Annotated in this window: 23 protein-coding genes and 2 pseudogenes; 11 read left to right on the forward strand and 14 right to left on the reverse strand. The window is 30.1% G+C overall.

What is annotated here, in order from left to right; genetic code table 11:
* The first annotated feature begins 2 nt into the window (after positions 1-2).
* The 9 genes from MOV42_RS05660 to MOV42_RS05700 all read left to right on the forward strand — a co-directional run bounded on the left by MOV42_RS05660 (position 3) and on the right by MOV42_RS05700 (position 7,514).
* Positions 3-323 (forward strand): hypothetical protein, encoded by a 321-nt coding sequence (locus tag MOV42_RS05660; RefSeq protein ID WP_324172804.1) that lies wholly within the window; start codon positions 3-5, stop codon positions 321-323.
* The gene (locus MOV42_RS05665; RefSeq protein WP_324172805.1) at positions 323-937 is read left to right on the forward strand and encodes a type III pantothenate kinase; all 615 of its coding nucleotides are present in this window, start codon (positions 323-325) and stop codon (positions 935-937) included. Before MOV42_RS05660 ends, MOV42_RS05665 begins: the two co-directional genes overlap by 1 nt.
* 252 nt (positions 938-1,189) lie before the next feature.
* On the forward strand, positions 1,190-1,708 hold the full coding sequence (locus MOV42_RS05670; RefSeq protein WP_324172806.1) for a YceI family protein: 519 nt from the start codon (positions 1,190-1,192) through the stop codon (positions 1,706-1,708).
* A 9-nt stretch (positions 1,709-1,717) separates the two neighbouring features.
* The gene (locus MOV42_RS05675) at positions 1,718-2,215 is read left to right on the forward strand and encodes a hypothetical protein (protein WP_324172807.1); all 498 of its coding nucleotides are present in this window, start codon (positions 1,718-1,720) and stop codon (positions 2,213-2,215) included.
* 401 nt (positions 2,216-2,616) lie between these two features.
* A complete protein-coding gene (locus MOV42_RS05680) occupies positions 2,617-2,829 on the forward strand; it encodes a hypothetical protein (RefSeq protein WP_324172808.1) in 213 nt (70 codons plus the stop codon).
* A 53-nt stretch (positions 2,830-2,882) separates the two neighbouring features.
* Positions 2,883-3,992 carry a restriction endonuclease, SacI family gene (locus MOV42_RS05685; protein ID WP_324172809.1) on the forward strand — a complete coding sequence of 370 codons (1,110 nt, stop codon included), beginning with the start codon at positions 2,883-2,885 and terminating at the stop codon, positions 3,990-3,992.
* Entirely contained in the window at positions 3,982-5,046 is a 1,065-nt protein-coding gene (gene dcm, locus MOV42_RS05690; RefSeq protein WP_324172810.1) for a DNA (cytosine-5-)-methyltransferase, read from the forward strand. The genes MOV42_RS05685 and dcm overlap by 11 nt, the downstream gene beginning before the upstream one ends.
* A 40-nt stretch (positions 5,047-5,086) precedes the next feature.
* On the forward strand, positions 5,087-5,239 hold the full coding sequence (locus MOV42_RS05695) for a hypothetical protein (RefSeq protein ID WP_324172811.1): 153 nt from the start codon (positions 5,087-5,089) through the stop codon (positions 5,237-5,239).
* A 121-nt stretch (positions 5,240-5,360) separates the two neighbouring features.
* Positions 5,361-7,514 (forward strand): copper-translocating P-type ATPase, encoded by a 2,154-nt coding sequence (locus tag MOV42_RS05700; protein WP_324172812.1) that lies wholly within the window; start codon positions 5,361-5,363, stop codon positions 7,512-7,514.
* A gap of 153 nt (positions 7,515-7,667) precedes the next feature.
* Here MOV42_RS05700 and MOV42_RS05705 read toward each other — a convergent pair whose 3' ends face one another.
* From MOV42_RS05705 to MOV42_RS05730, 7 genes and pseudogenes are all read right to left on the reverse strand, one after another.
* Positions 7,668-7,793, reverse strand: coding sequence for a hypothetical protein (locus MOV42_RS05705; protein WP_324172813.1), 126 nt, complete (start codon positions 7,791-7,793; stop codon positions 7,668-7,670).
* Positions 7,794-7,797: 4 nt separating this feature from the next.
* Complete coding sequence (locus MOV42_RS05710; protein WP_324172814.1) at positions 7,798-8,025, reverse strand: hypothetical protein; 228 nt, start codon at positions 8,023-8,025, stop codon at positions 7,798-7,800.
* Between the two features lie 201 nt (positions 8,026-8,226).
* A pseudogene (locus MOV42_RS13990) lies at positions 8,227-8,403 on the reverse strand (hypothetical protein); the annotation flags it as partial.
* A gap of 62 nt (positions 8,404-8,465) precedes the next feature.
* Complete coding sequence (locus MOV42_RS05715; protein WP_324171567.1) at positions 8,466-9,650, reverse strand: IS3 family transposase; 1,185 nt, start codon at positions 9,648-9,650, stop codon at positions 8,466-8,468.
* A 305-nt stretch (positions 9,651-9,955) separates the two neighbouring features.
* On the reverse strand, positions 9,956-10,099 hold the full coding sequence (locus tag MOV42_RS05720) for a hypothetical protein (protein WP_324172815.1): 144 nt from the start codon (positions 10,097-10,099) through the stop codon (positions 9,956-9,958).
* A complete protein-coding gene (locus MOV42_RS05725; protein WP_324172816.1) occupies positions 10,092-13,904 on the reverse strand; it encodes a hypothetical protein in 3,813 nt (1,270 codons plus the stop codon). Before MOV42_RS05725 ends, MOV42_RS05720 begins: the two co-directional genes overlap by 8 nt.
* Positions 13,905-14,066: 162 nt before the next feature.
* Positions 14,067-14,564, reverse strand: a complete 498-nt coding sequence (locus MOV42_RS05730) for a hypothetical protein (RefSeq protein WP_324172817.1) — start codon at positions 14,562-14,564, stop codon at positions 14,067-14,069.
* Positions 14,565-14,648: 84 nt separating this feature from the next.
* On the opposite strand from MOV42_RS05730, the pseudogene hisG reads away from it, so the two are divergent.
* A pseudogene (gene hisG, locus MOV42_RS05735) lies at positions 14,649-14,984 on the forward strand (ATP phosphoribosyltransferase); the annotation flags it as partial.
* Here hisG and MOV42_RS05740 read toward each other — a convergent pair.
* Together MOV42_RS05740 and MOV42_RS05745 are read right to left on the reverse strand one after the other, a co-directional pair.
* Positions 14,979-15,281 (reverse strand): tetratricopeptide repeat protein, encoded by a 303-nt coding sequence (locus MOV42_RS05740; protein WP_324172818.1) that lies wholly within the window; start codon positions 15,279-15,281, stop codon positions 14,979-14,981. The pseudogene hisG and the gene MOV42_RS05740 sit on opposite strands and share 6 nt — an antisense overlap.
* Entirely contained in the window at positions 15,274-16,437 is a 1,164-nt protein-coding gene (locus MOV42_RS05745) for a hypothetical protein (protein ID WP_324172819.1), read from the reverse strand. The genes MOV42_RS05740 and MOV42_RS05745 overlap by 8 nt, the downstream gene beginning before the upstream one ends.
* A 107-nt stretch (positions 16,438-16,544) precedes the next feature.
* On the opposite strand from MOV42_RS05745, the gene MOV42_RS13995 reads away from it, so the two are divergent.
* The gene (locus MOV42_RS13995) at positions 16,545-17,477 is read left to right on the forward strand and encodes an IS256 family transposase, variant Zn-binding type (RefSeq protein ID WP_416385449.1); all 933 of its coding nucleotides are present in this window, start codon (positions 16,545-16,547) and stop codon (positions 17,475-17,477) included.
* On the opposite strand, the gene MOV42_RS05755 is transcribed toward MOV42_RS13995, so the two are convergent.
* The 5 genes from MOV42_RS05755 to MOV42_RS05775 all read right to left on the reverse strand — a co-directional run bounded on the left by MOV42_RS05755 (position 17,462) and on the right by MOV42_RS05775 (position 22,708).
* A complete protein-coding gene (locus tag MOV42_RS05755) occupies positions 17,462-18,697 on the reverse strand; it encodes a hypothetical protein (RefSeq protein ID WP_324172820.1) in 1,236 nt (411 codons plus the stop codon). The two genes, MOV42_RS13995 and MOV42_RS05755, sit on opposite strands and share 16 nt — an antisense overlap.
* Positions 18,698-19,019: 322 nt before the next feature.
* Positions 19,020-20,204 carry an IS3 family transposase gene (locus MOV42_RS05760; RefSeq protein WP_324171963.1) on the reverse strand — a complete coding sequence of 395 codons (1,185 nt, stop codon included), beginning with the start codon at positions 20,202-20,204 and terminating at the stop codon, positions 19,020-19,022.
* 45 nt (positions 20,205-20,249) lie between these two features.
* On the reverse strand, positions 20,250-20,966 hold the full coding sequence (locus MOV42_RS05765) for a hypothetical protein (protein WP_324172821.1): 717 nt from the start codon (positions 20,964-20,966) through the stop codon (positions 20,250-20,252).
* Between the two features lie 4 nt (positions 20,967-20,970).
* Positions 20,971-21,708: a tetratricopeptide repeat protein gene (locus MOV42_RS05770; protein ID WP_324172822.1), complete on the reverse strand. Its 738-nt coding sequence runs from the start codon at positions 21,706-21,708 to the stop codon at positions 20,971-20,973.
* Positions 21,701-22,708: a DUF805 domain-containing protein gene (locus tag MOV42_RS05775; RefSeq protein WP_324172823.1), complete on the reverse strand. Its 1,008-nt coding sequence runs from the start codon at positions 22,706-22,708 to the stop codon at positions 21,701-21,703. Before MOV42_RS05775 ends, MOV42_RS05770 begins: the two co-directional genes overlap by 8 nt.
* Positions 22,709-22,751: the final 43 nt, after the last annotated feature.

Here is a 22,751-nt window from a genome sequence, read left to right on the forward strand (position 1 = left end):
ATATGCAAATGATGGTGGACTCTCTTAGACAAAAAGGGAAAATTTATAAAAAAATGTTAGAGATTAGCCCAAAAGAATTGGCTATTCGTAATAAAATAAAAATGTATAAAGCGACAGATATAAGAGGTTATTTTTGGGCAATCTTTGCAGTTAGTCAAAAAAGCAGACTGCTTATGAAAGATGTTCATAAGTTTGAAGAGATTTATGCAAAGTTAGTTATTTTTTGTGGGCATGACTTTAAACATAAACTGATTTTTATAGATGCACCACTTTGTTCTAAAGCAAAAGAAGCATTTAAAACACAAGGCTGGAAAATTCAGTAATGTTTTTATGTGACATTGGAAATACTTCATATCACTTTTTAAAAGATGAGATAGATTATAAAGAAGATGTAAACTCTTTTAATCCATCTGAGATAAAAGAAAAAATCTATTACATTTGTGTAAATAAAAAAATCAAACATATTTTAAAAAACTTAGAAAACTGGATAGACCTTTCACAAAAAATAGATATGAGCAAATATTATAAAACAATGGGCATAGATAGAATAGTGGCATCTATGGCTGTAACAAATGGAGTCATAGTAGATGCAGGAAGTGCAATAACTGTTGATGTGGTTAAAAATGGCGAGTTTCTTGGTGGCTTTATTTATCCAGGAAAAAGAGCGATGAGTAAAACTTACAAAGATATATCTCCTGCTCTAGATTATGAGTTTAACTTTGATATAGATTTAAATGTTTTACCAAAAAACTCCATAGATGCTATAAGTTATGGTTTTTTAAAAACACTACAAAATGAAGTGCTTTCTTATGAGATGCCAATAATCTTAACAGGTGGAGATGCAAAAGAATTTAAAAAGATTTTTGTAGATGCTAAGGTTGATGAGAATCTTATTTTTAGTAGTATGAAAAATATTAGCACTTTGTTTGGTAAGTAAACGAAAAAGAGTAATTTTTCTCCACTATTTGTAAGTGATACTAGGTGCTTTCTTTTGTCTTTTTCATCTCAAAACTTAAAGCATTTATTGGGTATACAAGTGAGTTGTTTAAAGTATAATTTTTTGCTTCCATAAAGTAAGTTTAAGATATAAATTTTTTACTTGTCCTTAACAAGTGGTTAAGTTTCAAACATATATACTTCTAAATGACAACTAATTGGAACTACAAGTTCTAAATAAAAAGGATTTAAAATGTTAAAAAAAATAATATTAGTTATATTAAGTAGCATGCTACTTTTTGCAGGAGAGTTTAGTTTAGATGCATCAAAATCACAAGTGTATTATGAAGCAAAAAAAGATCAGTTTTTTAGTACTCATACTATACTTGGAATAAATAAAGGTCTTAAAGGAAATTTAGAAAAGGCAAATGATGGGTATAAAGGCGAACTTATTATAGATACATTGTCCTTTAATAGTGATGATGAAAGAAGAGATACAAATGTAGCAGAGTATTTGAATGTTGAAAAGCATAAGTTAATGACTTTTATTTATGAAATTAACAACAATCAAGCAATGGGGACTATGACTCTTAATGGTGTAAGTAAAGAGATAGTTTTTCCTGTGAATATAAAAGAGGATGATAGTAGCTTGTCTATTGATGGAAATATTACTATTAAATATACAGATTTCAATGTAGAAACACCATCAAATTTAATATTAAGTGCACATGATGATTTGGTTATTGGTGCAAAACTTTATTTTAAAAAATAGGAAATAATAATGAAATATATAATAACAATGATTACTTTAGTTTTAGTAGTAATAAGTATTAGTGGATGTGCTGGTAAATTTAGAGGTGGAGATATGGGCTCGCGTATCTATAATAAATATGATAAAACAAGTGAAGGTTTAATTACACAAGAGTCATATGAAAAAGTTGCAGTTTCACGCTTTGAGAGAATAGACTTAAATAGTGATGGAAATGCTACAAAACAAGAGAGTAAGAAATCTCGCTTTGGTAAATTCATGCCAGGAATTATGTCTTATTGGTTTAAAAAAAATGATATTAATAGCGACGATATAGTTGAAAAACCAGAGATGTTAACAACATCAGATATAGAATTTAAAGCAATAGATACAAATAATGATAATTTAGTATCTAAAGACGAAATGAAAACTTATCATAAAAATGAAATATTTGACAGAATTGATTTAAATAATGATGAGGTTATATCTAGAAAAGAATTTATAAATGCTAAGTCACCATTTGAAAAATAATTATTAAATAGGTAGTATTATATATGTTGGGGAGGGGATTCTCTCCCTCAATATCCTGCCTTAGCTTGGTTAGGTCTAGCAACAGCAATTGCGATACTTGGCATCACGAACAAGTACAAACTCAAAGATGAATTTATACTCAATCAGCCTTTTGTTCTTTATGGCTTGGAGTATCTTGAACCCTACTTTTATGAGAGGACTTATCTCTTTCTTTGAGCAATACACAAGGGAGTTATATCTATAAACCATAAAAATATGACAATTTATCATAGAATCAGCTAAATTAGCTTTTAAATAGGACATTTCATGTGTTCTTTTATTTTTCTATATTAAGTCTACTTTCGCTATAGTGTTCGTTGAATAAATAGTGGTGTGTAGCAGTTAAAAAGGATAAAAAAATTATGGAAATATTAGGAATAATTTTAGGCTTCATTCTAGTATCAATCTTCCTATCAAAATTTGGTGAATCATCTTTTGATTCAAAAGATGAAAAACTTACAACAAAACAATTAATAGAACAGCTAGAAAAAAATGATACTGATAAAAAACAAACCGATAATAAGTTATTATATCTTGGATTAGGTGCCTTAATTGGAATAAATTTGTTTGATTAATCAAACATCTAAATAATCTTAGATAAAATAATTTTAATAAGGACTTATACTCAATGCTATATAAAAAACAATTAATATCAATTTACAATGAAGCACTAAACGAAAAAGATTATTCAAAAAAACTAACTAAAACAATTTTAGAAAATATCAAAATAATAGCAAATAAATGTTTCAATCAAAAAGGTGTTTTTACAGTTCTTGTTACTTTATTAATTTATAAAATCAAACATACAAAACAAGATATAAGAATACATCAAGCTCAACTAGAAAATGGTTTTTCTGGTAGAAGTATGGATACACACCATATTACACCTACATTAAAAGAGATAGGATTACCATCTATGGCAGAAAGTGGTTGGCTTACTCGTTCACTAGAGCAACCTTTCCCTTATACATTGGATTACAATGGTAAAATAAGTGATAAGAAAGTTAAAAAATCATTTTTAGAACTTGTGAATGAAATTCAAGTAAATAGTATCAATCCTAAATTTATTTTAGTTGAACTTTTTAAACAAGTAATTAAAATACAAGAAGAAAATAAAATTGAAATTCAACCGTTAGAAAATCCTGATAAATTAACAATCTCTAAAATTATAAACTTATTAGATAAACAATTTACATTTAATTATGAAACATCTTATGGTTCAAAATTACCAGTTTTAGCTTTTTATTCAATTTACAAAATAATCATAAATGAAATATCAAGATATGATAATTGTACTTTAAAACCATTAGGTAGTCACACAGCAAGTGATAGAACATCAAAAAGTGCTGGAGATATTGAAATATTTAATAAGAGTGAATTATTTGAAGCTATTGAAATAAAATTAGATAAGCCAATAGATGCAAATATAGTAAGAATAGCTAAAGAAAAAATAATAAAATATAATCCTAAAAGATACTATATTTTATCATACTATGAAATTAAAAAAGAAGATGAAGAAGAAATAAATAAAATTATTCAAGAAGTAAAAGAAGAACATGGTTGTCAAATAATAGTAAATGGAATTATGGCAACATTGAAATATTATATGCGACTAATAAGTAACTTAGAAAATTTTTATAATTCATATTCTGAATTAATAAATATTGATAGAGAATTAAAAGCAATTCATAAACAAAAATGGAATGAATTAACTTTAGGGTTAAATAATGAGTTATAGTTTTATTGATTTATTTGCAGGTATTGGTGGATTTAGAACAGGTTTTGAAAAGAACGAATGTAATTGTGTATTCAGTTCAGAAATAGATGAACATGCAGGAGAAATGTATCGAGCTAATTATAATGAAACAGTATTTAAAGATATAACAAAAATAGATGAAAAAGAGATACCAAATCATGATGTTTTACTAGCAGGTTTTCCTTGTCAGCCTTTTAGTATTGCAGGAGAAAAAAAAGGATTTAATGATACTAGGGGAACTCTATTCTTTGATATTGAAAGAATATTAAAAGAAAAAAAGCCAAAGGCTATTGTCTTAGAGAATGTTAAACATTTTAAAAGTCACGATAATGGAAATACTCTAAAAGTTGTTTTAAGTGCTTTAAATAAATTAGGATACACAACAAATTGGCAGGTACTAAATGCTAAAGATTTTGGTGTACCACAAAATCGAGAACGAACAATAATTGTTGGCTCCTTAAATGGAATTAAATTTGATTTTAATAAACTAGATAGGCAACAACCAATTTGTATAAAAAATATTTTAGAAGATGATAATGGAGAAATAGAATATTTAGATGAAAGTGAATATACACTTATTGAGAATCCAAAAAAACAACCATCAGGACTTGTTTTTGTAGGATATAGAAATAAAAAAATTAGAATAAAAGGGACAAGACCAGATACAATACATTTATCAAGAGTTCATAAACAACCAAATAGAATATATTCATCAGATGGAACACACCCCACCTTATCATCACAAGAATCAGCAGGAAGATATTTTGTACATCATAATGATAGAGTAAGAAAATTAACTTTAAAAGAATGCTATAGATTAATGGGTTTTAAAGATGATTTTAAATTACTTGGCTCAAAAGCCAAATTATATAATAGAATTGGAAATTCAATAGTTATTCCAATGGTAGAAGAAATAGCAAAACAAGTTAAGAAACAAATATTAAATAAAACAGATGAAATTATTAAATGTAAAAAACCTATTCAACAAATGTCATTATTTGACTTTGGAAATGAAAAAAATAGACTCGCTGGGTAAGTAAACACACAACAAATCAGAAGAGTAGAATAAGGTAAAAATGGAAAATCTAAATACAAATAAATATTATCATTCGTTAAAATTATCTAAAATTATTGATTTATATTTGATAATTGAAAACAATACAAATCAAATCATAAATATACATTTAGTTTATGATATTAAAGATTTATTTATTGAAAATGTAGCATAAGGTAGCAGTAAAGAGGTGAAATTAATCAAGCTGAAAAGTTGTTTTGATTCTTCAGACCATTATAGAAATTCATTTAAATAATCTTGGTAGAATTAATTAGTAGTTCGAAGGAGGATTCATTATGAGTTCACAATGTAAAGAAAATATGTGTCAAGTAGAAAAAAGTTTATATACTTGTCCGATGCATCCAGAGATTATAAAAGATAAGCCTGATAATTGTCCAAAGTGTGGTATGGCATTGGAAGCTATGGATGTAGAGGTAGATGATGAGAATGAAGAACTTAACTACATGAGTAAACGATTCTGGCTAAGTTTTGTATTTTCTTTACCAGTATTTATTGTTGCGATGATTGGTGACTTATTGCCTCAGTATTTACCTGATTCTATCTCTATGTTGAGTATTCAGTGGTTTGAGTTTATACTGGCAACTCCAGTAGTTATTTGGGCTGGTTTGCCTTTTTTTGTTAGAGGATATGAGTCTATAAAAACATGGAATTTAAATATGTTTACTCTTATCGCTATTGGTGTTGGTACTTCATATATTTACAGTATAGTAGCTTTGTTCGCACCTGAATTGTTTCCACCTCTGATGCAAACAAAAGAGGGTTTAGTGCATGTTTACTTTGAAGCGGCAGCAGTAATTACAACTCTTGTACTTTTAGGTCAAGTTTTAGAACTTCGTGCTAGAAGTAAGACGAACTCTGCAATTAAAACACTTTTAAATTTAGCACCTAAACAAGCTTATTATATAGATGCAGATGGAAATGAAAAAAATGTGAATATTGAGGATATTCAAGTTGGCGATTATTTAAGAATAAAGCCAGGTGATAAAATTCCCGTAGATGGTGTTGTTGTAGAAGGACAAAGTAATGTAGATGAGTCTATGATTACAGGTGAGGCAATACTTATTCAAAAATCCAAAGATGCAAAACTTATTGGAGCTACGCTAAATAAAAATGGTACGATGCTAATGGTCGCTCAAAAAGTTGGTAGCGATACAATGCTCTCTCAAATAGTAGCAATGGTTTCACAAGCACAACGCTCTCGTGCACCTATTCAAAAACTTGCAGATAAAGTTTCTGGTTATTTCGTTTCTATCGTTATCCTATCAGCGGTTTTAGCTTTTTTTGGATGGTATATGTTTAGTCCAGAGCCTAGACTTGCTTATGCTATGGTATCAGCAGTTGCAGTCTTAATCATTGCTTGTCCTTGTGCCTTAGGTTTAGCAACTCCTATCTCTATAATGGTTGGGACTGGTCGCGCTGCAGTAATTGGAATTTTAATTAAAGATGCTCAAACATTAGAAACAATGGAAAAAGTCACAACTTTAGTCCTTGATAAGACAGGTACTTTAACAGAGGGAAATCCAAGAGTTACAGATGTAAAAATTGCTGATGGTTTTAATAAAGAGGATATTGTTAGATATGCAGCTTCACTAGAGAGTATGAGTGAGCACCCTTTAGCAGAAGCTATTGTAGAGTATGCTAAAACAAATGGTATAGATATATCTAAAGTAGAAGATTTTGAATCTATTACAGGGAAAGGAGTATTTGCATATCTTAATGGACAAAAAGTTGTTTTAGGAAGCGAGAGATTTTTAAATGAACTCAATGTAAATACAGACTCTATAAAAGAGGAACTTTTGAGCTTTAAGAATGACGCTAAAGGTGTAATGTTTATGGCTATTAACTCTAAATTTTCAGCTCTTTTTGTGATTGAAGATCCAATTAAAAAGAGTTCAAAAGAGGCTGTAACAGCATTAAAAGATGAAAATATTCAAGTAGTGATGCTCAGTGGTGATAACGAAACAACCGCAAATGCAGTTGCTAAAAAAATAGGCATTGAAGAGGTATATGCAAATATTCTTCCAGATGGAAAAATAAATATTATTAAAAAACTGCAAAATGATGGTCAAATTGTAGCTATGGCTGGAGATGGTATAAATGATGCCCCTGCATTAGTTCAAGCTGATGTAGGAATTGCTATGGGAACTGGAACAGATGTAGCCATAGAGAGTGCTGGAGTTACACTAATAAAAGGTGATTTGCTAGGTATATTGAAAGTAATTAAGCTAAGCCGCGCTACTATGAAAAATATAAGACAAAATCTATTCTTTGCTTTTATATACAATAGTGCAGGAGTACCTATAGCAGCAGGAGTTTTATACCCATTTTTTGGACTTTTACTCTCACCCATGATTGCAGCTGCAGCTATGAGTTTTAGTTCAGTATCTGTTATTGTTAATGCTTTACGCTTAAAAGATTTAAAGCTATAATAAATTTAAATATTGATAGAATTTTAATGTCGATAGTGCTTATAATAGTTACTACCACACGGCTGCTACTTAATAAGTTTATCTGAATAATGTCACATCTAGCGTCACAAAAATGTTATAGTATTTAAAAGCATTAAAAAAAAGATTTACTGCTTATATATACAAGTAACTATTGTATAGAGTTTCCAATTTTTGTAGTAGTCTAAAATCTCTTGCTCCTCTTAAGGCTCTTAGTCGTCTGTCTTCATTTAAAAGATGTGAAGAGGGAATAGCTGACATCTATTTAAATACCACCTCTGTAGTGTTTAGGGATGTCTAGTTTTAGTTGGAGTTTGTAGGACTCTTGTAGTTCTGCATCTGTGAATTTTAGTTTGTTTTTTAAGAAGCCAAGCATTCTTTTTTTTGTGTATTTTACATTTATAAGACTAATAGAATAAGCTCCTGCTAGTATTCTTTGTCCATTATTGCGGTAGTAGTATGCTAGACCTTTTACTGCATCTGCATGTCCCATATTTATAGCTATCTTGTACCATTTTATAGCGTTTGGGATGTCTTTTAGAGTTTTTTTGTATAAAATTGCGAGGTTGTAAGGGGATTCATTAAACTTATTATCTGTTCCTATTTTATACCACTTTATTGCGTTTGGGTAGTCTTTTAGAATTTCATCATATAAAAGTGCAAGGTTTAAAGTCGCTCCTATATGTCCTAGTGAGTATGCTTTTTTGTAGTACTTTATAGCTGTCGGATAGTCTTTTAGGTTTTCTTCGTATAGGAGGGCTAGACTAAAGGCAGAGTCACCGTCTCCTGCTTTTATTCCTTGTTTGTACCACTTTATAGCTTTTTTGTATTCTTTTCTGTACTTATGAAGAAGACCTAAACTATAAATAATATACTACCCCAATATGTCAAGACAACTTTTTCAAAAATCTAATTCCCTAAATACCTGTTACCCTATGCTACATTTTCACTAGATTTAGTGTAATTCTCATCATTGATTTTTAAACTATCATAATAAACATTCATAGGTTTTTTATATTTCAATGTCTCATGAAATCTTCTATGATTATAAAATTCTATATAATCCTTAACATCACTTTTGAGAATTGATACTCTCTCATATTCATTGAGGTATATTTTTTCAACTTTAGCACTTCTCCAGAACCTCTCAATACAAATATTATCTGTTGCTCTACCTTTACCATCCATAGAGATAATTATGTCATTATCTTTTAATGTTTGAGTGTGGATACAGCTTGTATATTGTGACCCTTGATCAGTATTAAATATCTCAGGCTTACCATAGAGTGCGAGTGCTTCATCTAGTACACCCATGACTAAATCTGTATCCATTGTGTTGGATATTCGCCAAGATAATATTGCTTTAGAATACCAATCAATTATGGCAGCCATATAGACCATACCACCTTTAATTTTAATATAGGTTATATCTGTTGACCATACTTGGTTTGCTCTTACGATATCTAATCCTCTTATTTTGTAAGAGTATTTATGATGTTGCTTGTCCGCCCAGCTTGTATTTGGTGGTCTTACAGCTAAAACAGCCTGTAAACCTAACTCTCTACGGTATGCCAGCACTGTGTTGGGACTGACACGAAAACCATCCTCTAGTAGTTGATGATACACTTTCATATAGCCATAGCTTGGTATCTCTTCAAATACTTTTTCTATATGTTTTTTAATTACATTTTTAGCAAGATTTACCATTGGTGCATAGAACAAATTACTTCTGTTATAGTTAATAAGATTACATTGTTTTACAACTGATAATGCCTTATTTTCATCTCTATCAATCAACTCCTTTTTATAGCTAGAGTCCAAGCTGCTTAACTTTCCCACCGCCCAGTCCTTCTCTACTGTTAGTTGACCTACAACCTTTGCATATTCATCAAGTTTAGCTTGTAATCTTACATTCTCTTCTTTGTACTCTTTAATTACTTTTGCAGGTTCCATCGCAACTTCTGCATTTTCCAAAAATATCTTCTTCCAATTTTGTAAGTTTTTTGGTGTGATATTATTTACACTTGCTATTTCATTTAGTGTCTTATCTTCTTTTAAAACTTCTAAAACTAACTTTGTCTTGAATTCTGCTGTATATGTTGTTCTTTTTCGACTCATAAGATTACCTTCTATTTTTATTGTTTAATTTTACTCTTTTAAGAATTAAACTTTAGAAATAGTTGTTTGATTTTCTTGGGGTAGTATATAATATCAGTATCTTTATTATCAAGTTTCCATTGCCGAATATCCATCTTCTACATTTATTCCTAGCTTGTACCACTTTATAGCTTCTTTGTAATTTTTTAAATCATTATATACTGCACCTAAATTATCTTAATGCTTCAACCTTTTTTATCTATTGAATAAGCTTTTTTATACCAATATTGCTGCTTTATCATAATCCTTGATTTTCTTATGATAAGTTAGCCCAAGTTATAAGCCGAATCAGCATTACTATCAGCATCTTGTAACCAAGTCTTAGTATTTGCATATCTCTCTAGTCTTATATCACTTGCGTTTAGATTTATGTTTATAAGTAGTAGTGCTAGTAGTATGTATTTAATCATTTGTTCCCTTTATCTCTTTCATATCTTCTTCACTCAACTGAGTTGTTTGTATCTCTTCTATGTATATTTCTGTTTGTGCTTGTCTATATATATGATTATAAACAACATTGTATCTTAGAGTAGTCTCTGGAGTTACAACAATGATATATACATCTTTTAGCATAGCTCCAAGCACTTGTGTTTGAGAAGGTGAACCTACCCAAGAAATTTTATCTATATCACTTTTTGCATTGAAGTTTATACTATCTAATATGGTTGAGAATCTATCTTGAGAGAGTAGATGCCCTGTTATATCATACTCTGTGTTTATCTGTAGTTTTTCATAGACTCTTTTACTTTCATTATCTACATTAAAGTAAGAGAGGTAGATAACTTCTGCACTACTCTTTAGTGAAGATGATAGTTTTATACTATGTTGAGATTTAGGATGTATCTCTATAGAGCCATATCTTAAATCTATAGGCTTATAGTTATTTATTTGAGTCATACTAAAACCATAAAGTATAGCTCTTAGTTGTGAGAGTTCATTTATAAGTGCAGCATCTAAAAGTGAAGAGTGTGCATCATAGTTATCTGCTATAAACTCTCTTATCTTATCTATAGATTTAAAACCTTTTATCTCTGAACCTTTAGTCTCAACTCCAGATACGAAGAACTTTTTAGATGAAGAGTTTATAGCTTTTATGAGCATAGGAGCTTTAAACTTATCTTCAAGAGATCTATTCATAAATGAATCTTGTTTCTCAAACAAAAGAGAGTCTTCTATAAAGAGTTCTAGTTTAGAGTTTTCTATAGTATCTTTTACAAGCGCCCAAGAAAGTTCAAGCATAGCTACACTAAGAACAATAGTTCCTACTCCAACAGTAGCAGGAGTAAATAGCATTGCTAAGTAGATAGCGTTTTTAGCACCTACTGCTATAAAGTAGTTTAGATTTTCTTCTTTATTTATTTGGCTTAGTTCTATGGTTGCGTTTAGCATTACAGGTACAAGACCAAATCTTGCTATGACTCTCATACTTGATGGTGAAGCTACTTTGTTTACTTTTGCTAAGTCATCTAAAGAAGATGGGATACTGAACTTTGAGACTCTTTGAGTTATTCTCTGGGAAAGTTTATGGTCTGCTTTAGAGCTAAACTCTGCTAAAGAAGAAGACACACTTAGTATATCTTGTGATAGATTTACAAGGTTGTTTAGTTTTAGTTTCTCTTTACCTTTCATAAACTCTGCTATATTACCTGCTGCTATGAAAAAGGAAAGTGCTTTAGTGGAGTTTAGGAGTTGTTTGTAGGGTTTGGAGTTTAATAGTTTATATCTTGGTGTGGCTTGTTTTGAGTCTAATGAGGTTTTAGTTCCTCTCCCTTTTTTCTCGCCTTCACTCTCTTCAAACTTATCCAAATAAGAACTCACTCCATCTATCTTCTTAAGTGTTTCAAACATACTTTGTGAGTCACTTTTTAGTTTTAGTTCTTTATCGAAGTCTTGGGAGAGTAGTTCAGAGGTTTCCTCTTTGTTTACATTTACTTTTATCTCAAAGTTCTTTAAAAAACTATCTGCGTTTGAAGCTCTTGCTCCTTTAGAGAGTTTAGCTTCTGCTATTAGGGAGTATAGAGAGTTTAGATATAACAGTTTTATATCTTCTTCATGTAGTTTAAGTGCCATCTCTTCATCTAGTGTTTGTAACTCTTTACCTATAAAGCTTAGAAACTCTTGTATAGGTTTATTGCCTTTAGTAAAAGGAGAGAGTTCTTGTGTCTCTTCATCTATTTTAACTCGTGGGTCTATGAGCATAAAGGCAAGGTTTATAAGATAAAGATAGTATGCATATTTATCATCATCACTCTCAAACACTTCAATACTTTTATAATTCTCTAAAGTACTTTTTAGCTCTGATGAACTAAGTGCTTTTGATATATTTTTAAGAAGCTTTTGTGGAGTCTTTAAATTCTCATCATAGAAGATTTTTGTAGTATCTTCTTTAGCTGTTTTTAGTGCTTTAAAGTCATAACTATTTGTTGCTATGAGCTTCTTGTGTATTTTTGCATCAAATGCTATTTCTTGGAGTTTATCATCTAGTTCTCTATACTCATTTAAAAGGGAGTCTCTACCTGTTGTAGTTTTTATAAACTCGTTTTGATTAAAGAGTTTATCATGTATCTCATCTTTAACTTTTTCATTTATTTTAGGAAGTGGAGTTGCATTTTTTAGTAGGTAGTAGAACTTGTTTGCTGCCTCTTGGAGTTTAGGATATTTATCTAACTCTGTTTTATGTTTTTTAGAGAAGCATATAGTAAAGAGTACAAAGGCAAAAGCATCACTTGGACTTTCCTCTTCTTTATAACCATTACCTTGAATTCTCAAATATTGTTGAGAGAAACCGCCACCGCTATAGTTTCGTCTATCACTCTCTTTAGCATAAAGGTAAGAATTTTTCTTGGTATTTAGATAGAAGTGTTTTTCATCATAATATTTAAACCAAGGGGAAATACTTTCAAAGAAGCCCTCATCTATAAACTTGACTTCATCTATGTAGTCTTTAGCAACTTTGTAGTCTATAAAAGAAGCAAGATTAGTCCCTATGATTCTATCAGTATCTTTTTCAAATATATAATCACCAAACATCTTAAGTTCATCTGCTAAGAGTATATACTGTTCTCTTAACTCATCTCTTTGTTTATCATAGAGTTTTTGTTCTGAAGTATTTACATATAGATAGTCTAGTATTTCAGCTATTGTATAAGCATATTGATTTTTTTCTTTTATAGCATCTATGATGGATTTATTCATACCATAGTGTCTATGATAAGAGAACTCATACTCATTATATAAGTCTTCTACTTCTCCTACTGGGTCATCTAAAAAGATGATTGTTGAGAGATATTTTCTTGATTTACTATTTTCTTTAATATCTTTAGCGGAGTAGATATGTTTTTTAAATACTTTTTCTGAAAGTTTTATATTTTTAGAGTACTCTTTGTGATGAAAGATGCAACTATTCTTTTTACTTTCTATTGTTATACGGGTTGTTGTAAACTTTGCTCTATCTTTATCAGTTAGTTTAATATTACTATAAACAAACTCTAAATCTCCACTTTCTTCATAAAAGGGAATATAACGGCGAAGGACTTTAGTCTGTGTATCTTTAAACTGCACATAATACATCTGTGGATTAAAGAGGTCTCCACGATTTACGACTTTATACTCTTTAGTCTCATCTTTACTTATATCTGTTACATAAAGATAAGCCTCTGTATAGGTAATAAGTTTGTCATTTTTATAAGTTCCATTTGCCATAGAGTAGTAGTCTGATAGTAGTCTAAAGTCTCTTGCTCCTCTTAATGCTCTTATTTCTTCAGAGCTTTTTCTTAAAGGGTAGATGCGATGTCTCTCTTTAGCTATGTTTATTGATGTTTCAAGTTGTGCATCTTCTAAAGCCTTTATGGTTATGTCTTGAGAGCTTCCACTTGACTTTACAGATATTCTAGTATTTCCTTGTCCTGGATTGCTAAGAATGAGGGCAACACCTTTGTCAGTTTTACATCCATCTGTTCGTAGAAGATAGTTAGTTCCGTTATTGGAAACATTACTTTCTGTTACAGCAGAACTTATAGCTACAACCTTTGTACATGGTCCACCATTAGGAGGAGGATTTGGGCATCCTGATATGGCTGCGTTGAGGAGGTCTTTATCAAAAAGAGGTTTTTTTCCTCCTATGACATGGTTTGGAACAGTAGATACCAATATAACCTTCCCACCATGTTCACACTTGATAACACCTTCTTCTACAACTATATACGCATTTCCCATATTTTTCCTTTTATTACAGTATGCACTCAATTTATTAATCTTCTTATATTAACTGTAAATCGGAACACTCACAAACATTTCTTTATATTATGTAATAAGTACTCATATTTGTAACTAAAAGGAACACACTATATAACAAAAAGTTGAGAATTAAGGGTTTGCTTACTTTTCAATCTTTTTAAAAGTCATGTTAAAAGGTGGGGTGTGGCAACTTCCTATGAAGTTTAAAACAACTCCATTTTTATATTTGTTTTTTTGTTCTGTGAAAATTACGGAGATGCCAGACTCTTTTGGTTCTCTTTGTGAGAGTGAGTCTTTGAAAACCCAAACTTCATAATAGACATTATCTTCATGTGAAACCAAACGAGTTTCGAGTAAATCTTTTTCATCAAAATTACAATATTTTTTAAAAATATTAAGTATATATTTGTAGTTTCCCTTTTTTAAAGCGATACTTCTACCTTTTTCACCTGCCCATATATTGTTGTAATAGTCAGCTTCTGGGGTTGATTTGATTCTGTTGTATCTAGTCGGATGCATGGAGATTTCTAGGTTTTTATTTTGTTGTATAGCTTGGTCTTGCACCATTGTAGAACAGCCACTAAAAAAAAGTAAAGGGATAAGTATTGCTATAAATATAGTAAAAGATTCTTTTTTCATGGAATAGATTATACCCTATCATAAAACTTTGAGCAATTTTTAGGTAAAATATCAAAAATTATAATATATACAAGGTCGTTATAAATGCTTACAGTAGCACTTCCAAAAGGTCGTATAGCCAAAGAAACTTTAGAAATATTTGAAACTATCTTTGGTGATAGTTTTAAGTTTGATGATAGAAAGCTTATCTTAGATACTCCTGACTTTCGTTTTTTACTTGTTAGAAACCAAGATGTAGCAACTTATGTTTTTCATCAAGCTGCTGATATAGGTGTTGTTGGACTTGACACTTTAGAAGAACAAGGTTTAGATGTTGTTCGTCTGCTTGACTTAAAGCGTGGAATTTGTAAGGTTTCTATCGGTATGAGAAATGGCGAGAAACTTGACCTTAACAAACCAGACTTGAAAGTTGCTTCAAAATTTGTACCACTTTATAGCCTCTTTGTAGTTTTTTTTGTGCTTATGAAGAAAACCTAAGTTGTGAATAATATCAGTAGCTTTATTATCAAGTTTATAAGCTTTCTTGTACCAATATTCAGCCTTATCATAATCCTTGATTTTTTTGTGATAAGTTAAACCCAAGTTATAAGCCGAATCAGCATTACTATCAGCATCTTGTAACCAAGTCTTAGTATTTGCATATCTCTCTAGTCTTATATCACTTGCGTTTAGATTTATGTTTATAAGTAGTAGTGCTAGTAGTATGTATTTAATCATTTGTTCCCTTTATCTCTTTCATATCTTCTTCACTTAACTGAGTTGTTTGTATATCTTCTATGTATATTTCTGTTTGTGCTTGTCTATATATATGATTATAAACAACATTGTATCTTAGAGTAGTCTCTGGAGTTACAACAATGATATATACATCTTTTAGCATAGCTCCAAGCACTTGTGTTTGAGAAGGTGAACCTACCCAAGAAATTTTATCTATATCACTTTTTGCATTGAAGTTTATACTATCTAATATGGTTGAGAATCTATCTTGAGAGAGTAGATGCCCTGTTATATCATACTCTGTGTTTATCTGTAGTTTTTCATAGACTCTTTTACTTTCATTATCTACATTAAAGTAAGAGAGGTAGATAACTTCTGCACTACTCTTTAGTGAAGATGATAGTTTTATACTATGTTGAGATTTAGGATGTATCTCTATAGAGCCATATCTTAAATCTATAGGCTTATAGTTATTTATTTGAGTCATACTAAAACCATAAAGTATAGCTCTTAGTTGTGAGAGTTCATTTATAAGTGCAGCATCTAAAAGTGAAGAGTGTGCATCATAGTTATCTGCTATAAACTCTCTTATCTTATCTATAGATTTAAAACCTTTTATCTCTGAACCTTTAGTCTCAACTCCAGATACGAAGAACTTTTTAGATGAAGAGTTTATAGCTTTTATGAGCATAGGAGCTTTAAACTTATCTTCAAGAGATCTATTCATAAATGAATCTTGTTTCTCAAACAAAAGAGAGTCTTCTATAAAGAGTTCTAGTTTAGAGTTTTCTATAGTATCTTTTACAAGCGCCCAAGAAAGTTCAAGCATAGCTACACTAAGAACAATAGTTCCTACTCCAACAGTAGCAGGAGTAAATAGCATTGCTAAGTAGATAGCGTTTTTAGCACCTACTGCTATAAAGTAGTTTAAATTTTCTTCTTTATTTATTTGGCTTAGTTCTATGGTTGCGTTTAGCATTACAGGTACAAGACCAAATCTTGCTATGACTCTCATACTGGCTGGTGAAGCTACTTTGTTTACTTTTGCTAAGTCATCTAAAGAAGATGGGATACTGAACTTTGAGACTCTTTGAGTTATTCTCTGGGAAAGCTTATGGTCTGCTTTAGAGCTAAACTCTGCTAAAGAAGAAGACACACTTAGTGATTTAAAGTAAAATTTTTTAGGCTGAAAAGTGCTTGAAACTACTGTATAGTAATGGTTAAAAAGGTTTTATTTACAATGAGCTGTAAAAAAATGCAAAAATCTGTCCACACTGTACATCAAAAAAGACTAAAAAAAATGGTAAATTAGGTGGAATTCAGAGATATAAATGCTCAAGTTGTAATAGTTATTTTTCATCAAAAAGACGACCAGATAAATTACAAGAAATTATTTTTAAAAAGTATATTTATAAGAGACAAACACTAAGTGATTTAGCAGAGGAATATAAGAAAAGTTCTCGATGGGTTCAGAAGCAAATATTTGAATATGAACCAAATATAAAATATCATAAACCTAGAGCGATAGTTCTTATCTGTGATGCTACTTTTTATGGCAAACGCAAAGATAAACTTGGAACGCTAGTTTTTAAAGATGACATTACCAAAGAGATACTTTTATCCAAACATATTCAAAGTGAACTATCAGCTGACTATAAACTATTACTCAATCAACTTTTAGAGCTTGGCTATACAGTTCTATCAGTCACAATAGATGGCAAAAGAGGCTTACAAAAGGTTTTTAAAGACTTTCCACTACAAATGTGTCACTTCCATCAGGCAAAGACTGTGAGAAGATATATAACTAAAAGACCAAGACTACAAGCTGGAAAAGATTTGAAGAAAATCATGTATCGACTCACTCAAACTAATGAAAAAAAATTTACTAAAAAGCTTGATGAATGGTATGAAACATATAAAAATTTTATAGAAGAAAAAAGTATCAATAATGATACTGGTAAATCATATTACACTCATCAAAAAGTTAGAGCTGCATATAGAAGTTTAAGAGCTAATCTTTCATATCTTTTTACAAGAAATAAATATAAAAATTTCAAGATTCCAAACACAACAAATACTCTCGATGGTGGAACTTTTTCTCCATTGAAAATACTCATTAAAATCCACAGAGGATTAAGCAAAAGCTTGAAGTTAAAAATGGTTGATGATTATTTATTAAACTATAAGAAAAAATAATTATTCAGCCTAAAAAAATTTACTTTAAATCCACTTAGTATATCTTGTGATAGATTTACAAGGTTGTTTAGTTTTAGTTTCTCTTTACCTTTCATAAACTCTGCTATATTACCTGCTGCTATGAAAAAGGAAAGTGCTTTAGTGGAGTTTAGGAGTTGTTTGTAGGGTTTGGAGTTTAATAGTTTATATCTTGGTGTGGCTTGTTTTGAGGCTCTACCTGACATATCATCATACTCACTCTCTTCAAACTTATCCAAATAAGAACTCACTCCATCTATCTTCTTAAGTGTTTCAAACATACTTTGTGAGTCACTTTTTAGTTTTAGTTCTTTATCGAAGTCTTGGGAGAGTAGTTCAGAGGTTTCCTCTTTATTTACATTTACTTTTATCTCAAAGTTCTTTAAAAAACTATCTGCGTTTGAAGCTCTTGCTCCTTTAGAGAGTTTAGCTTCTGCTATTAGGGAGTATAGAGAGTTTAGATATAACAGTTTTATATCTTCTTCATGTAGTTTAAGTGCCATCTCTTCATCTAGTGTTTGTAACTCTTTACCTATAAAGCTTAGAAACTCTTGTATAGGTTTATTGCCTTTAGTAAAAGGAGAGAGTTCTTGTGTCTCTTCATCTATTTTAACTCGTGGGTCTATGAGCATAAAGGCAAGGTTTATAAGATAAAGATAGTATGCATATTTATCATCATCACTCTCAAACACTTCAATACTTTTATAATTCTCTAAAGTACTTTTTAGCTCTGATGAACTAAGTGCTTTTGATATATTTTTAAGAAGCTTTTGTGGAGTCTTTAAATTCTCATCATAGAAGATTTTTGTAGTATCTTCTTTAGCTGTTTTTAGTGCTTTAAAGTCATAACTATTTGTTGCTATGAGCTTCTTGTGTATTTTTGCATCAAATGCTATTTCTTGGAGTTTATCATCTAGTTCTCTATACTCATTTAAAAGGGAGTCTCTACCTGTTGTAGTTTTTATAAACTCGTTTTGATTAAAGAGTTTATTATGTATCTCATCTTTAACTTTTTCATTTATTTTAGGAAGTGGAGTTGCATTTTTTAGTAGGTAGTAGAACTTGTTTGCTGCCTCTTGGAGTTTAGGATATTTATCTAACTCTGTTTTATGTTTTTTAGAGAAGCATATAGTAAAGAGTACAAAGGCAAAAGCATCACTTGGACTTTCCTCTTCTTTATAACCATTACCTTGAATTCTCAAATATTGTTGAGAGAAACCGCCACCGCTATAGTTTTGTCTATCACTCTCTTTAGCATAAAGGTAAGAATTTTTCTTGGTATTTAGATAGAAGTGTTTTTCATCATAATATTTAAACCAAGGGGAAATACTTTCAAAGAAGCCCTCATCTATAAACTTGACTTCATCTATGTAGTCTTTAGCAACTTTGTAGTCTATAAAAGAAGCAAGATTAGTCCCTATGATTCTATCGGTATCTTTTTCAAATATATAATCACCAAACTATACTACCCCAATATGTCAAGACAACTTTTTCAAAAATCTAATTCCCTAAATACCTGTTACCCTATGCTACATTTTCACTAGATTTAGTGTAATTCTCATCATTGATTTTTAAACTATCATAATAAACATTCATAGGTTTTTTATATTTCAATGTCTCATGAAATCTTCTGTGATTATAAAATTCTATATAATCCTTAACATCACTTTTGAGAATTGATACTCTCTCATATTCATTGAGGTATATTTTTTCAACTTTAGCACTTCTCCAGAACCTCTCAATACAAATATTATCTGTTGCTCTACCTTTGCCATCCATAGAGATAATTATGTCATTATCTTTTAATGTTTGAGTGTGGATACAGCTTGTATATTGTGACCCTTGATCAGTATTAAATATCTCAGGCTTACCATAGAGTGCGAGTGCTTCATCTAGTACACCTATGACTAAATCTGTATCCATTGTGTTGGATATTCGCCAAGATAATATTGCTTTAGAATACCAATCAATTATGGCAGCCATATAGACCATACCACCTTTAATTTTAATATAGGTTATATCTGTTGACCATACTTGGTTTGCTCTTACGATATCTAATCCTCTTATTTTGTAAGAGTATTTATGATGTTGCTTGTCCGCCCAGCTTGTATTTGGTGGTCTTACAGCTAAAACAGCCTGTAAACCTAACTCTCTACGGTATGCCAGCACTGTGTTGGGACTGACACGAAAACCATCCTCTAGTAGTTGATGATACACTTTCATATAGCCATAGCTTGGTATCTCTTCAAATACTTTTTCTATATGTTTTTTAATTACATTTTTAGCAAGATTTACCATTGGTGCATAGAACAAATTACTTCTGTTATAGTTAATAAGATTACATTGTTTTACAACTGATAATGCCTTATTTTCATCTCTATCAATCAACTCCTTTTTATAGCTAGAGTCCAAGCTGCTTAACTTTCCCACCGCCCAGTCCTTCTCTACTGTTAGTTGACCTACAACCTTTGCATATTCATCAAGTTTAGCTTGTAATCTTACATTCTCTTCTTTGTACTCTTTAATTACTTTTGCAGGTTCCATCGCAACTTCTGCATTTTCCAAAAATATCTTCTTCCAATTTTGTAAGTTTTTTGGTGTGATATTATTTACACTTGCTATTTCATTTAGTGTCTTATCTTCTTTTAAAACTTCTAAAACTAACTTTGTCTTGAATTCTGCTGTATATGTTGTTCTTTTTCGACTCATAAGATTACCTTCTATTTTTATTGTTTAATTTTACTCTTTTAAGAATTAAACTTTAGAAATAGTTGTTTGATTTTCTTGGGGTAGTATAAACATCTTAAGTTCATCTGCTAAGAGTATATACTGCTCTCTTAACTCATCTCTTTGTTTATCATAGAGTTTTTGTTCTGAAGTATTTACATATAGATAGTCTAGTATTTCAGCTATTGTATAAGCATATTGATTTTTTTCTTTTATAGCATCTATGATGGATTTATTCATACCATAGTGTCTATGATAAGAGAACTCATACTCATTATATAAGTCTTCTACTTCTCCTACTGGGTCATCTAAAAAGATGATTGTTGAGAGATACTTTCTTGATTTACTATTTTCTTTAATATCTTTAGCGGAGTAGATATGTTTTTTAAATATTTTTTCTGAAAGTTTTATATTTTTAGAGTACTCTTTGTGATGAAAGATGCAACTATTCTTTTTACTTTCTATTGTTATGCGGGTTGTTGTGAACTTTGCTCTATCTTTATCAGTTAGTTTCACATTACTATAAACAAACTCTAAATCTCCACTTTCTTCATAAAAGGGAATATAACGGCGAAGGACTTTAGTCTGTGTATCTTTAAACTGCACATAATACATCTGTGGATTAAAGAGGTCTCCACGATTTACGACTTTATACTCTTTAGTCTCATCTTTACTTATATCTGTTACATAAAGATAAGACTCTGAATAGGTAATAAGTTTATCATATCTTGGTAAAACTGACATCTATTTAAATGCCACCTCTGTAATGTTTAGGGATGTCTAGTTTTAGTTGGAGTTTGTAGGCTTTTTGAAGTTCTTTGTCTGTTAGTTTCCATTTGTTTTTTAGAAACTTTATAACTTTTTGTTTTGAGTATTTTATGTTTATTAGGGCTATGAAGTAAGCCCCACCTTCTATATTATTATTTTTCTCATGAGCGATATGTGCTAAATCTTTTATAGCATCTACATAACCGCCTTTTGCTGCTTTTTTATACCAAATCATGGCTTTCTCGGGTTGCTTTAATATACTTTCATATAAATGAGCTAAATTTAAAGCCCCCCCCATTTCTCCCATTTTATAAGCTTTTGTGTAGTATTTTATTGCGTTTGGGTAGTCTTTGAGTTTATTTTTATAAAGAAGACCTAAGTTGAAAGTTGCGTCTCTATCATTTTTTTTCATAGCTATTGTATACCATTTTAATGCTAAGTCATATTTTTTTTGATATTTGTATAAGTATCCTAAATTACTTGAAGCACTTATAGAAGCTTCTTGTCCTTTCATCCCATAAGCTTTCTTATACCAATAAACAGCCTTATCATAATCTTTAATATTCTTATGATAAAGCACACCTAAGTTAAACGCCGTGTCAGCATTTGTATTGGCATCTTTCTCCCACTTTACAGCATCTCTATAGTGGTTTAGTCTTGCATCTTTTGCGAGTAGTGTTGTTAGTAGTATAAAACTTAGTAGTATAGTTTTAAGCATCTAGTTCCTTTATCTGTATTTTGTTAGTTGGCTGAATATATCTCCAAAATAAAATACCTTGACCTATAATCGGGATTAAACTTATCACTTGGTACCATCCACTAATACCAACATCATGTAAACGTTTAGTATTCATATTAACATTAATAATTACTCCTACAAAAAGCACTATTCCAAATATTATTGGGCTAATTATCTTACTTAATAACCCTATAGTAATTACAGTAAAAACAATACTAATTATTAAAATAAAAAGCCAATATTCTCTTCTTGTTACACGTCCTGAACATGAAAAATATTTTTCTATACCATTGTTATCAACATATGTATAAATATTTTGTTTTTTACGTTCAATATCTATTTTAGGATTCAAACTATTTTTATAATCTTTAAACAATCCAAAAGTAAATATAAATAATACTAATAGAAATAGTTCTTCGATATAAATCTTTGGAACATAGAGTTCCGATATAAGAGTATAATCTAATCTATCTAACAAGGTAAACATAGTAATATTTGTTAAAATTATAAGTATTATGATTGATATATTTTGCATCATTTTATAATTATCTTTTATTAAAAAAGCACTCGCCAATATAATCAAAGGTAGCTTAAGAATATGAAATTGTATAACGATATCTCCTATAATCATTATGATAGTATTTAACTGTTGATTAAATATATCTAACTTCATAAAATAATCTACCATTTCAAAGATGCTCAATAATATATCCAATAATGGTAGTATCATACTCAATAAAGATATAATAAGAAAATATTTAATATTATATCTTTTAGTGCTATAAAATGAAAAAATGAAAAAACAGAATATTGATAATATAATAGTTTTATAAAATAATATATTGATTAAATAAGTAGTATTACTTAAAGTATTATAAAAATAATTGACTGCAAATTGTTCTACCATCAATATTATAATTATGCTCATAATCACTAAGTGACTATTTGGTAGGGATAACTTTTGTTTAACATATTTCATGGAAATTCCTTAATTTATAAATATATTTGAGAGTATTGACATA

The sequence above is a fragment of the Sulfurimonas sp. genome (genome assembly GCF_029027405.1).
GTDB lineage: Bacteria > Campylobacterota > Campylobacteria > Campylobacterales > Sulfurimonadaceae > Sulfurimonas.